At 61.0% G+C, this 11737-nt stretch carries 12 protein-coding genes; all 12 read right to left on the bottom strand.

All coding sequences use genetic code 11. The features are described from left to right. Positions 1 to 185 precede the first annotated feature (185 nt). Positions 186 to 758: a HupE/UreJ family protein gene (locus VB618_RS18965; RefSeq protein ID WP_329798314.1), complete on the bottom strand. Its 573-nt coding sequence runs from the start codon at positions 756 to 758 to the stop codon at positions 186 to 188. Positions 759 to 770: 12 nt separating this feature from the next. After that, positions 771 to 1394, bottom strand: coding sequence for an urease accessory protein UreG (gene ureG / locus VB618_RS18970; protein ID WP_329798315.1), 624 nt, complete (start codon positions 1392 to 1394; stop codon positions 771 to 773). Next, the gene (locus VB618_RS18975; RefSeq protein ID WP_329798316.1) at positions 1391 to 2089 is read right to left on the bottom strand and encodes an urease accessory protein UreF; all 699 of its coding nucleotides are present in this window, start codon (positions 2087 to 2089) and stop codon (positions 1391 to 1393) included. The genes ureG and VB618_RS18975 overlap by 4 nt, the downstream gene beginning before the upstream one ends. Beyond that, complete coding sequence (locus tag VB618_RS18980; protein WP_329798317.1) at positions 2082 to 2564, bottom strand: urease accessory protein UreE; 483 nt, start codon at positions 2562 to 2564, stop codon at positions 2082 to 2084. Before VB618_RS18980 ends, VB618_RS18975 begins: the two co-directional genes overlap by 8 nt. Positions 2565 to 2566: 2 nt before the next feature. Then, on the bottom strand, positions 2567 to 4294 hold the full coding sequence (ureC, locus tag VB618_RS18985; protein WP_329798318.1) for an urease subunit alpha: 1728 nt from the start codon (positions 4292 to 4294) through the stop codon (positions 2567 to 2569). Next, the gene (locus VB618_RS18990) at positions 4294 to 4914 is read right to left on the bottom strand and encodes an urease subunit gamma (RefSeq protein ID WP_329798319.1); all 621 of its coding nucleotides are present in this window, start codon (positions 4912 to 4914) and stop codon (positions 4294 to 4296) included. Before VB618_RS18990 ends, ureC begins: the two co-directional genes overlap by 1 nt. A 9-nt stretch (positions 4915 to 4923) precedes the next feature. Beyond that, complete coding sequence (locus VB618_RS18995) at positions 4924 to 5766, bottom strand: urease accessory protein UreD (protein ID WP_329798320.1); 843 nt, start codon at positions 5764 to 5766, stop codon at positions 4924 to 4926. Next, positions 5741 to 6436, bottom strand: a complete 696-nt coding sequence (gene urtE / locus VB618_RS19000) for an urea ABC transporter ATP-binding subunit UrtE (protein WP_329798326.1) — start codon at positions 6434 to 6436, stop codon at positions 5741 to 5743. Before urtE ends, VB618_RS18995 begins: the two co-directional genes overlap by 26 nt. Positions 6437 to 6438: 2 nt before the next feature. Next, positions 6439 to 7191: an urea ABC transporter ATP-binding protein UrtD gene (gene urtD, locus VB618_RS19005; RefSeq protein ID WP_329798321.1), complete on the bottom strand. Its 753-nt coding sequence runs from the start codon at positions 7189 to 7191 to the stop codon at positions 6439 to 6441. Between the two features lie 3 nt (positions 7192 to 7194). Further along, a complete protein-coding gene (gene urtC, locus VB618_RS19010) occupies positions 7195 to 8331 on the bottom strand; it encodes an urea ABC transporter permease subunit UrtC (RefSeq protein WP_329798322.1) in 1137 nt (378 codons plus the stop codon). Next, positions 8328 to 9881, bottom strand: a complete 1554-nt coding sequence (gene urtB / locus VB618_RS19015) for an urea ABC transporter permease subunit UrtB (protein WP_329798327.1) — start codon at positions 9879 to 9881, stop codon at positions 8328 to 8330. The genes urtC and urtB overlap by 4 nt, the downstream gene beginning before the upstream one ends. Before the next feature lie 103 nt (positions 9882 to 9984). After that, the gene (urtA, locus tag VB618_RS19020) at positions 9985 to 11259 is read right to left on the bottom strand and encodes an urea ABC transporter substrate-binding protein (protein ID WP_329798328.1); all 1275 of its coding nucleotides are present in this window, start codon (positions 11257 to 11259) and stop codon (positions 9985 to 9987) included. Between the last annotated feature and the right edge of the window lie 478 nt (positions 11260 to 11737).

Genomic DNA, 11737 nt, shown 5'->3' on the forward strand with positions numbered 1-11737 from the left:
CGAGATTCCCTGCCCTTCATGAACGTCCGGTGTTCCCTGCTTAAGTAGACGTTTGGCCTACTTCCGCCTTGTGCCAGCGGCAGACCTTCCGACGCAGTGATGCAGCTCTGCGTCGGGGTTTCTCACGTAACTCGTGCCGATTGATAGTTGCGGGCATGAAGTACCCGCGGCCCTGGTTGCCAACTTCAATTCAGCGACAGAACAACGCCTCCAATGCTAATGCCAGCACCTGCCAAGCGGTGGATCATCTGGCGCTTACCAAAAGCGTGGCCTAATACGAGACCTGTCCCATGCAGAAAGGCGGTCGCCGAGACAAAGCCAAGGCAATAAAGGGCTGCTGCGGCTTCCGTCGGCATCTCAGCCCCATGGGCGTAGCCGTGGAAGATGGCAAACACTCCGGTCAACGTCATGGCTATGGAGATCAGGCAGCGGCTCCCGGCAGCCAGAATTGCGCCGAGGATAACCAACGAAAGGGCAATGCCTGCCTCGACGGCAGGAATTCCAATGCCCATAACACCCATGACGCCGCCGACGAGCATCATGGAGATGAAGGTCGCCGGAACGGCCCAGAGAGCCCGCCCACCGAGCACAGCGGCGAAGAGGCCGACTGCTACCATGGCCAGCGTGTGGTCAAGACCTCCGAAGGGATGCGCAAAACCGTCGACTAAATCTGATGCGGGATGGCTACCCGTATGGGCAAAGGCCGGCATGGCCGCCACCATCATGGAAGCGACAAGAAAGGAATGTTTCAATCTCATGGGATGCTCCTCTCATGCGCCAGCGGCGAGGCCGCCGGCTCGTTCGATGAAGTGCGCGATGGCGTCGACGCCGACACCACTGCGGATGTTGCTGAAGACATAGGGGCGCTGGCCGCGCATGCGCTTCGTGTCCTCCTCCATGATGACCAGATCCGCACCCACGTAGGGCGCAAGGTCGATCTTGTTCACCACCAGAAGGTCCGAACGAGTGATGCCTGGGCCGCCCTTGCGGGGGATCTTCTCGCCGCCTGCAACATCAATGACGTAGATCGTCAAATCCGCGAGTTCGGGCGAGAAGGTTGCCGCCAGATTGTCGCCACCGGATTCCACCAGAACGATGTCGAGCTTCGGAAAGCGTTTGCGCATGGTCGCAATGGCAGCGAGGTTGATCGATGCATCCTCGCGAATAGCCGTGTGGGGGCATCCACCCGTCTCGACACCCATGATGCGCTCGACCGGCAGGGCTCCGGCCACAGTGAGGAGGCGTGCGTCCTCCTTCGTGTAGATGTCGTTAGTGATGGCGCAGATCTCGTAGCGGTGGCGGAAGATCTTGCAGAGCGCCTCCATCAGGGCGGTTTTGCCTGAGCCAACCGGCCCACCGATTCCGACGCGAAGAGGTCCTGTGTGGGAAATCATGAGCGGAAAAGCCTCGTATATTGGTTTTCATGATGGAAGGAGCCGAGATCGGCCCGGAAGGTTGCGCCGCCAACATCGTCCAGCGACAAGCCCTTGGCCTCCTGCGCGACTTCCTGCACGGTCTTAGCCAAGGTGGCGCAGACGCGGATGCCGGCTGTCTGCCCGATGGGGGCGAGCCGGATGGCTGCAGAGACAAGCGTTTGCACGAGGCCGAAGAGATAAGCACTTAAGGTGAGCGGCAGAGGAACGTCGTGCGCCGCTGCCGCCATGCCAATGGCAACCGGGAAGGCCACTTCACCCTCCAAGGCGGGCAGACCCGGCGCGGGCCAGGCGGCCAGCGTCGCATCAAGGAAGCTGCGCCCCTGCTGGCTCGTCTCGAGGTACAATTCGGCCGACGGGGAGAGCGCAAGGGCCAATTCGTTGACGGTCGTGAGAGCAGCTTCATCCTCTGCCTCCACCGCACGGTAGGCATGGCTCAACAGGAGCGCATCATTGCGACCAAAGCCAAGCGTCATCTGGTCGATCAGCCATGCGATGAGCGTTTCTTCGTTTCTCACGTCCCCTGCCTCGACCGCCCACTCGAGGGTGTGGGAGTAAGCGTAGCACCCGACAGGATAAGAGGGAGAGAGCCAAGCGAAGAGCGGCAAGATGCATTGTCCCTTCTCTGGTGCCTCTAGCAGGACTGCATCATCCATGGCCGTGTCCATGATGATGGCCCGAATGCCCGCCATGCTCGTGGTGATGGTAAGCTCCCCTTACCGGGCGGAAGGGCCGCTCGACAGCCTCGGTCTTGGCTCCCAAGCCTCGAAGCATGTCGAGCAGCACGTGATCATACGCAATGTAAATCGCAGTTCCCGTAACCTCCGCGGGCACGTGACGGTTGCCGATGTGCCATGCCAGGGTGAGGAGATCGAGTGGGTCTTCGGTCGAGACCTGGATGAGCCTCTCAGGCGCGGCCTTCACCTCGACAAGCCAGCCGGTGTCGAGGCGGATAGCGTCCCCATCCTCCAGCACATCAGCCTTGTCGAGGTCGAGCAGGAAAGCCGTGCCGCCATCGGCGTTCAGCACGATCCGGCGGCGGTGACGGTCGCCATGGTCGAGGGTGATGATGTCGACGATGCGCTCGGAATCGACAGCGTCGCGGCGAATGATGGATGTGGCGCGGATCATGTTCAGAACAGGAAGTAACGTTGAGCCATCGGAAGGACCTTGGCCGGTTCGCAGACCAGCAGTTCGCCGTCAGCGTGAACGTCATAGGTTTCGGGATCGACCTCAATGACAGGTGTGGCGTCGTTCAGCACCATGTCCTTCTTGCCGATGCCGCCACGAACGTTCTCGACGGCAACAAGCTGCTTCTGGACACCGAGCCTCCCGGCCAGACCGTTTTCGACGGCCGCCTTGGACACGAAAGTGAGCGAGGTCGTCGCCAGCGCCCTGCCATAGGCTCCGAACATCGGGCGGTAATGCACCGGCTGCGGCGTCGGGATCGACGCGTTTGGATCGCCCATGAGGGCCGCCGCGATGGCCCCTCCCTTGATGATCAGATCGGGTTTCACGCCAAAGAAGGCTGGCGTCCAGACCACGAGGTCGGCAAGCTTTCCGACCTCGACTGAGCCGACATGCCGGGACACCCCATGAGCGATGGCAGGGTTGATCGTGTACTTCGCCACATAGCGCCGGGCGCGAAGATTGTCGTTGTCACCAGTCTCGCCGGGCAGCGGTCCGCGCTGCATCTTCATCTTGTGCGCCGTCTGCCAGGTGCGGATGATGACCTCGCCGACGCGGCCCATGGCTTGGCTATCGGAAGACATCATTGAGAGCGCGCCGATATCGTGGAGGATATCCTCGGCCGCAATCGTCTCCTTGCGGATGCGGCTTTCCGCGAATGCCAGATCCTCGGGGATGGATGGATCGAGGTGGTGGCAGACCATGAGCATGTCGAGATGCTCGTCGATGGTATTGACGGTATAAGGCCGCGTCGGATTGGTGGAGGACGGAAGCACATTGGGAAGCCCCGCCACCTTGATGATGTCCGGCGCATGACCGCCGCCTGCCCCTTCCGTGTGGAAGGCGTGGATCGTGCGCCCCTTGAAGGCGGCAATCGTATCCTCGACGAAACCTGACTCGTTGAGGGTGTCGGTATGGATCATCACCTGCACGTCGTAGGCATCCGCGACCGACAGGCAGCAATCGATGGCCGCGGGCGTGGTGCCCCAATCCTCGTGGAGCTTCAGGGCGCAGGCACCTGCCTGTATCATCTCCTCAAGCGCACCGGGCCGTGAGGCATTGCCCTTGCCGGTGAAGGCGAGATTCATGGGAAAGGCGTCCGCTGCCTCGATCATGCGGGCGATATGCCATGGCCCCGGCGTGCATGTGGTGGCGAAGGTGCCGGTGGCCGGTCCCGTGCCGCCACCGAGCATCGTCGTGATGCCCGACATCAGCGCCTCTTCGATCTGCTGCGGGCAGATAAAGTGGATATGGGAGTCGAAGCCGCCTGCCGTGACGATCTTGCCCTCGCCGGCGATGATCTCCGTGCCCGGGCCGATTATGATGTCGACATTGGGCTGTACGTCCGGATTGCCGGCCTTGCCGATCCTGGTGATCCGTCCGCCCTTGATGCCGATATCGCCCTTGACGATGCCCCAATGATCGAGAATGACCGCATTAGTGACGACCGTATCGACCGCGCCCTCGGCTTGGGTCGCCTGCCCCTGCCCCATTCCGTCGCGAATGACCTTGCCGCCTCCGAACTTCACTTCCTCGCCGTAGGTTGTGAAGTCTTTCTCAACCTCGATCACGAGCGAGGTATCGGCAAGCCTGATCCTGTCGCCTTTGGTGGGGCCGAACATGTCGGCATAGGCCGCGCGCGGAAGCGAGGCGGGTTTTCTTCCGTTCGTCATCAGAGTGCACCCATCACGCTTTGGCGGAAACCATAGACCTCGCGCTTGCCTGACAACGGGATCAGAACAACCTCGCGTGTGGAGCCGGGCTCGAAGCGTACCGCCGTGCCGGGTGTGATATCGAGGCGCATGCCGCGTGCCTTCTCGCGCTCGAAGGACAGCGCCGGATTGGTTTCAAAGAAATGGTAGTGGCTCCCGACCTGGATGGGGCGGTCGCCTGTGTTCGCCACGGTCAGAACGGTTCGCTCAGCACCTTCATTGAAGACGATCTCGCCATCCTGGGCCATGACTTCGCCGGGCACATCGTGGGAAGCCGCGCCCCGGATCGGGTGATGCACGGTCACGAGCTTGGTGCCATCGGGGAAAGTGGCCTCGACCTGCACGTCGTGGATCATCTCGGCCACTCCCTCCATCACCTGATCGGCGGTGACAACATGCGCACCGGCCTCCATCAGCTCGGCGACGGAGCGACCGTCGCGAGCGCCCTCCACCACTGTGTCGGTGATGAGAGCGATCGCCTCCGGGTGATTGAGCCTCACGCCGCGCTCCAGGCGGCGGCGGGCCACCATGGCGGCCATGGCGATGAGGAGCTTGTCTTTTTCGCGAGGTGTGAGCTGCATTACAAAATCCTAGCTGAGCCAAACGCGGGGCAGAGGCTCGCCACGAAAGGTGAGGAGAAAAGGACAGATGGCGGCACGGAGCGCCCCGATGGTGACGGCGCAGAAGCGCACGGCAAGCAGGCCGTTCCAGGCGCTCGCCGCAGAGTCGCAGCCATTTCCGGAGGGCAGCGACCCGCGGACGGATTCCAGACGAGCTTCAGCATCCGGCGCCACATGGATCAGCGTCGCGAGGGCGCGGGCGCCATTGCCCACGCTGGGCTTCTGCAGCAAGTCGGCAATCGGCCCGGCGAGCCGCAGTGTATCCGCATAAACGAGGCGCGATCCGCGGCGGATGCGCCAGCGGTCGATGAAAAGCCCATCCATAATGCGCTCCGCCCTCGCCTCCCGTCCGAAGACGACCGCCTCCAGCAGGGTCAGGCGCGCATCCTCGGGGACGGTCGCCTCAAGTTGCCGGTCAAGCCTCGCGTTGTCGAACAGGATTGTCTCCTGCGGAAGCCAGTCGAGCCGCCCCCCCGCTCCCGCGGTGAGTTTCACCGACAGATTGGAGACAGGCCCGTCCGAGCGATAGACCTTCTCGGCGGCAGGCGTCGCAATCGTCACCGACGCATCGGTGAGAGCCTCAATTTCCACCGCGAAGCGGTCCCCACAGGCGATGCCGCCTGCCGTGTTGACGAGAACGGCATCGAGCCCTGCGCCCTCAGTCCTTGGGAGACGAATGCGCATGGAGCCACTTTCCTCGATGCGCATCGGTCGTGTCTGACCATTGAAAGCGGCTGCAGCGAAGGAAACGCGGCCGATGGCCCGCTGGCGCAGCGCGGGAACGCTGTCAAATGGCAAGGCGCTTACGAACATCGTCTCCCTCCAACGCTGCACGGTCGCCATGCTGGATGATCTCACCGCGCTCCATGACTACGAAGCGATCCGCCAGATCACGGGCAAAGTCGAAGTACTGCTCGACGAGCAGGATCGCCATGTCCTTGCGCTCACGCAGGTAAGCGATGGCACGGCCGATATCCTTGATGATCGACGGCTGGATGCCTTCGGTCGGCTCATCGAGCACGAGGAGGTGCGGACGCATCACCAGTGCCCGGCCGATGGCGAGCTGCTGCTGCTGCCCACCTGAGAGATCGCCACCACGCCGCGCCAGCATGGACTTGAGCACCGGAAAGAGCTCGAAGATCTCATCCGGGATCTGCCGAGAGCCTCGCTTCAAGGGCGCGAATCCGGTCTCAAGGTTCTCCTTCACCGTCAAGAGCGGAAAGATCTCCCGCCCCTGAGGCACATAGGCGATGCCGCGCGCCGCTCGCTCGAAGGGTTTCAAGCGGGCGATGTTCTGACCTTCGAAAAGGATGCTGCCGCTCGAGATCGGCCGATGGCCTACTATGGCGCGAAGCAGCGACGTCTTGCCCACGCCGTTGCGACCGAGAACACATGTGACCTCCCCTGCGGCGGCAGCAACGGAAACGCTGCGCAAAGCCTGGGCTGCGCCGTAGTGGAGAGACAGGTTTTCGACTGAGAGCATCATCACCGACCCAAATAAACTTCAACAACGCTTTCGTTCGCGCTCACCGCAGCGAGCGATCCTTCGGCCAGCACCGAACCTTCATGAAGGCAGGTGACCTTCACACCAAGATCACGCACGAAGGTCATGTCATGCTCAACTACGATCACGGCCTTGCTCCTGGCGATGTCCCGCAGAAGGTCGGCGGTATCGGCCGTTTCCTGGTCCGTCATCCCGGCAGCAGGTTCATCAATCAGCAAGAGCTTGGGCTCCTGGGCCAGCAGCATCCCGATTTCGAGCCACTGCTTCTGTCCGTGAGACAGCTCTCCGGCCCTGCGATGGCGTTGAGCGGTAAGACGTACACGCTCCAGCAGCGCGTCAATCCTCTCACGTTCTTGCGCCGTCCGTCGGGAGAACAGGGTTGCGAGAGGTCCACGGTGGTTCTTCAACGCGAGAAGCAGGTTGTCTTCGACCGTATGCATCTCGAACACAGTCGGAGTCTGGAACTTTCGGCCGATGCCGAGCTCGGCGATGGCCGCCTCGTCGAGAACAGCCAGGTCGTGGGAACCTTCGAACAGGACCGTACCCTCATTGGGCCGGGTCTTGCCGGTGATCACGTCCATCATGGTGGTCTTGCCCGCACCGTTGGGGCCGATGATCGCGCGCATCTCCGCATGATCGACAGTGAGCGAGAGAGCGTTCAGCGCACGGAAGCCATCGAACGACACCGTGATATTATCGAGATAAAGCAGTGTCGGCGTAACCGGGGCGCTCATGACTTACTCCGCCGCATGCGTGACAGGTTCGGGCGAGCGGCCTGCTTGCAGCCTTTGACTCGATTGCTGCCAGAGGTCCGCGACCGCGCCGATGATGCCGCGAGGCATGAAAATCGTGACAAAGACGAAGAGCCCGCCCAGGGCGAACAACCAGAACTCCGGCAGTGCAGCAGTGAACCAGGTCTTGCCTGCATTGACCAGCAGCGCGCCGAGAATGGCGCCAGCCAGGGTTCCGCGTCCGCCGACAGCGACCCAGATCACCACCTCAATGGAATTGGCGGGAGCAAATTCGCTGGGATTGATGATGCCGACCTGGGGCACGTAAAGCGCACCCGCGACGCCCGCCAACATGGCGGACATCACGAACACGGCAAGCTTGTAGTACTCGACACGGTAGCCAAGAAAGCGCGTGCGGCTCTCCGCATCGCGCACGGCCACGAGTACCTTGCCGAATTTGGATACCACGACCCACCGGCACAGCAGGTAGCCTCCCGCAAGCGCCAGCACTGAGAGGACGAACAGGATGATCCTCGTCGAACCTGCCTGCACCGGGAAGCCGAGGATCTCCTTGAAGTCGGTCAATCCGTTGTTGCCGCCCAATCCCATGTCATTGCGGAAGAAGGCCAGCATGAGCGCAAAGGTCATGGCCTGAGTGATGATGGAAAAGTAGACGCCCGTAACCCGGGAGCGGAAGGCGAACCAGCCGAAAACGAAGGCGAGCGCTCCCGGCACCAGCAGCACCATCAGCGTCGCAAAGGGGAACCAGTCGAAGCCATGCCAGAACCAGGGTAGATCCTTCCAGTTCAGGAACACCATGAAGTCGGGAAGGGTCGGATCGCCATAGACGCCACGCGGCCCGATCTGGCGCATGAGATACATGCCCATGGCGTAGCCGCCCAGCGCGAAAAAGGCCCCGTGCCCGAGGGAGAGAATGCCGCAGAAGCCCCAAATCAGATCGACCGAGAGCGCCAGCAGGGCAAAGCAGACATACTTGCCGAGCAGAGGCACGAGGTGATCTGACAGATGCAGCGCAGATCCAGGCGCGACAACCCCGTTCAGGACAGGAACCAGGATGGCTGCCCCGGCAAGGAGCGAGAGGACGACGATGCTCTGTCTGTCGAGTAAGGCTTGGGTTTTCATGCTTCGACCGCTCTGCCTTTCAGCGCGAAGAGCCCGCGCGGACGTCTTTGGATGAAGAGTATGATGCCTACCAGCAGGATGATCTTGCCCAGCACCGCACCTGCGTAGGGCTCGAGCAGTTTGTTGGCGACGCCAAGTGTCATCGCGCCGACCAGCGTACCCCACAGGTTTCCGACTCCTCCAAACACGACCACCATGAAGCTGTCGATGATGTAGCCTTGTCCGAGATTGGGACTGACATTGTCGATTTGGGAGAGCGCCACTCCGGCAATGCCCGCCACGCCCGATCCGAGCCCGAAGGCCAGTGCGTCGATCCGGCTGGTCCGGATGCCCATGGAGCCAGCCATTCGCCTGTTTTGGGTGACAGCCCGCACATAGAGTCCAAGCGACGTATATCGCAGCACAAGAAGAAGGATCGTGAACACCGAGAAGGCGAAGATCACGATCGCAATGCGATTATAGGTCAGGCTCATTGCGCCGACGTCCTGAGCACCGCTCATCCAAGCCGGTGTTCCGACCTCCCGGTTGCTGGGGCCGAAGATCGTCCGCACACCCTGCTGCAGGATCAGCGAGATCCCCCACGTGGCAAGCAGGGTTTCCAGAGGGCGTCCGTACAGAAAGCGGATGACCGTTCTCTCAAGGAGAACGCCGACCGAACCCGCAACCAGAAAGGCGAGCGGGAGTGCTATGAGGAGCGAGGCCTCGAACAGACCCGGCACATAAGAGCGGATCCACTCCTGCACCATGAATGTGGTATAGGCCCCCAGCATCACCATCTCGCCATGGGCCATGTTGATGACACCCATCGTGCCAAAGGTAATGGCCAGGCCAATGGCCGCCAGCAGCAGAACAGACCCGAGGGAGATGCCGTACCAGACATTCTGGAAAGTTTCCCAGAACGCCAGGTGTGTCCTGATGCCCTCCGCCGCTTTTTCTGCGGCGGTCGTCACTTCAGGCGACGCGTTGGGCGGCAGGTTGAACAGAAGGGCAAGTGCCTCCTGATCGCCGCGGACCTGCAGGGTTTCAATGGCAGCGAGCCTCTGCATGGGCAGGGTATCCGGCTTGCTCAAGAGGAGGGCGGCACGCGCGCTCTCCAGGGCCTTCCTGACATGAAGCTGGCTCTCCTGCGCAAGGGCCTTCTCCAGAGTCGGAAGGACTGCCTCATCCCGGGACCGGAATACAGCACGAGCGGCCTCCAGGCGCTTTCCGGCATCGGGGTTGAGCAATGTCAGGTTGCCGAGCGCGGCCTCGATGGCCCGGCGCACCCGATTGTTAACCCGAACGGGCTTCAGCCCACCGGCCGGACTGCCCCATACCTGACCTGTAGCAGCATTGATGAGTTCTCCCGAAGCTCGTCGAATGAAGACTTGGCTCGCACCGGTGAAGAGTCTTCCATCGCGTAGAGCCTCGACGACATCCATGGACAAGGGGTTGCCACTAGCTGCAACGGCACCAACTGCGGCATCCGTATCAGCATAGCTGTCATGGGTGAATTTCGGCAGCGCCTCTTCATAAGGTTCTGCCAGGGCAACGGAAGCCATGCCAAGCATTAGGACGAAGGCCCGCAGAATGTGGCGCAAGCAAAACATGAAATGAACTTCGAATGGAGGGCTGGCGAGGGCGGCAGCAACCGCCGCCCTCGTTCAAAAATACTTAGGAACCGCACTTCTTCGTAGCAGTGTTGTAGTTGCCGCACTTGAGGTTCTGCCAGTCGGCGATGAGATCCTTCGAGCCATCCAAGTGCTTCGACCAGGCATCGCCCGACACGAGACCATCGGTTTGCCAGACGGTGTCGAACTGACCGTCTCCCTTGATCTCGCCGATCAGCACCGGCTTGGTGATATGGTGGTTCGGGAGCATCTCCGAGACGCCGCCTGTGAGGTTCGGAACCTGAATGCCGACAATGGCATCGATCACTTTGTCGGGATCAGTTGTGCCAGCTTTCTCGACAGCCTTCACCCACATGTTGAAGCCGATAACATGGGCTTCCATTGGATCGTTGGAAACGCGCTTGGCGTTCTTGGTGAAAGCCTTCCATCTCTCTATGAAGGCTTTGTTCTCGGGCGTCTCGACTGATTGGAAGTAGTTCCAGGCTGCAAGATGTCCGACGAGGGGTTTCGTGTCGATGCCGGCAAGCTCTTCCTCTCCAACCGAAAAGGCCACGACCGGAATGTCTGTTGCTTTGATACCCTGGTTGGCGAGTTCCTTGTAAAACGGCACATTGGCGTCGCCGTTGATGGTAGACACAACCGCGGTCTTCTTGCCGGACGATCCGAACTTCTTGATGTCGGCGACGATGGTTTGCCAGTCGGAATGCCCGAACGGTGTGTAGCTCACCATGATGTCCTCGGTCTTCACGCCCTTGGACTTCAGGTAAGCCTCCAGAATCTTGTTTGTCGTGCGTGGATAGACATAGTCGGTGCCTGCTAAGATCCAGCGCTCGACCTTCTCCTCCTTGGCGAGGTAGTCGACAGCCGGGATCGCCTGCTGGTTGGGCGCCGCGCCCGTGTAGAACACGTTCCGCTCGCTCTCCTCGCCCTCATACTGGACTGGGTAGAACAGGATGCTGTTGAGTTCCTTGAAAACCGGCAGCACCGACTTGCGAGACACGGAGGTCCACGCCCCGAAGACGGCGGAGACCTTGTGCTGGCTGATGAGTTCACGGGCCTTTTCGGCGAAGAGCGGCCAGTTGGAGGCAGGATCCACGACGACCGCCTCAAGCTTCTTGCCGAGTAATCCCCCCTTCTTGTTCTGCTCTTCGACGAGCATCAGCATGACGTCCTTCAACGTCGTCTCGCTAATGGCCATCGTGCCCGATAACGAGTGGAGAACCCCTACCTTGATCGTTTCCTCTGCTCTTGCGGCTTGCGCCGTGGCGCTTGAAACCAGAGCCGCTGCCGTCAGCGCCACCAGATTTCTCCGCGTCATGTTGAATATCGACATAGGTCCTTCTCCCTTACCTGCTCTGTTCAGGTGTAGCGAGGGATCACTATGCAAGAAGCATGCCACAGCCGCCGGAGAGATACCGGCCCGAGATGAGGATGACCGATGGAGCGCAGAAGCTAGAACAAGGTCTGCTCAGAAAAGCGGCGAAAGCTCAAATACGAGGCTCGTGAAGCAATGCTGCACTTTGGGGTCATCCGGAGAAATTGCTAAGGAAGCTGCCAATCCAGAATAGGAGTCAGCCCTCCGCCCCATCAAACGGAAGGCCGGTTGTCTAAACCAATGTGTTGCTGGTGTGTTGCTGGAAGGCCCCTCCCCACCTATGGAGAGAGGCGTTTTCATTTTCAAGCCGCCATTGCTTTTTTGAGGTTTTCGTCGATCTTGTCGAGGAAGCCGGTGGTGGAGAGCCACTTCTGCTCGGCGCCAACCAGCAGCGCGAGGTCCTTGGTCATGTAGCCGGACT

The sequence above is a fragment of the Microvirga sp. CF3062 genome (genome assembly GCF_036314045.1).
Taxonomy (GTDB): domain Bacteria; phylum Pseudomonadota; class Alphaproteobacteria; order Rhizobiales; family Beijerinckiaceae; genus Microvirga.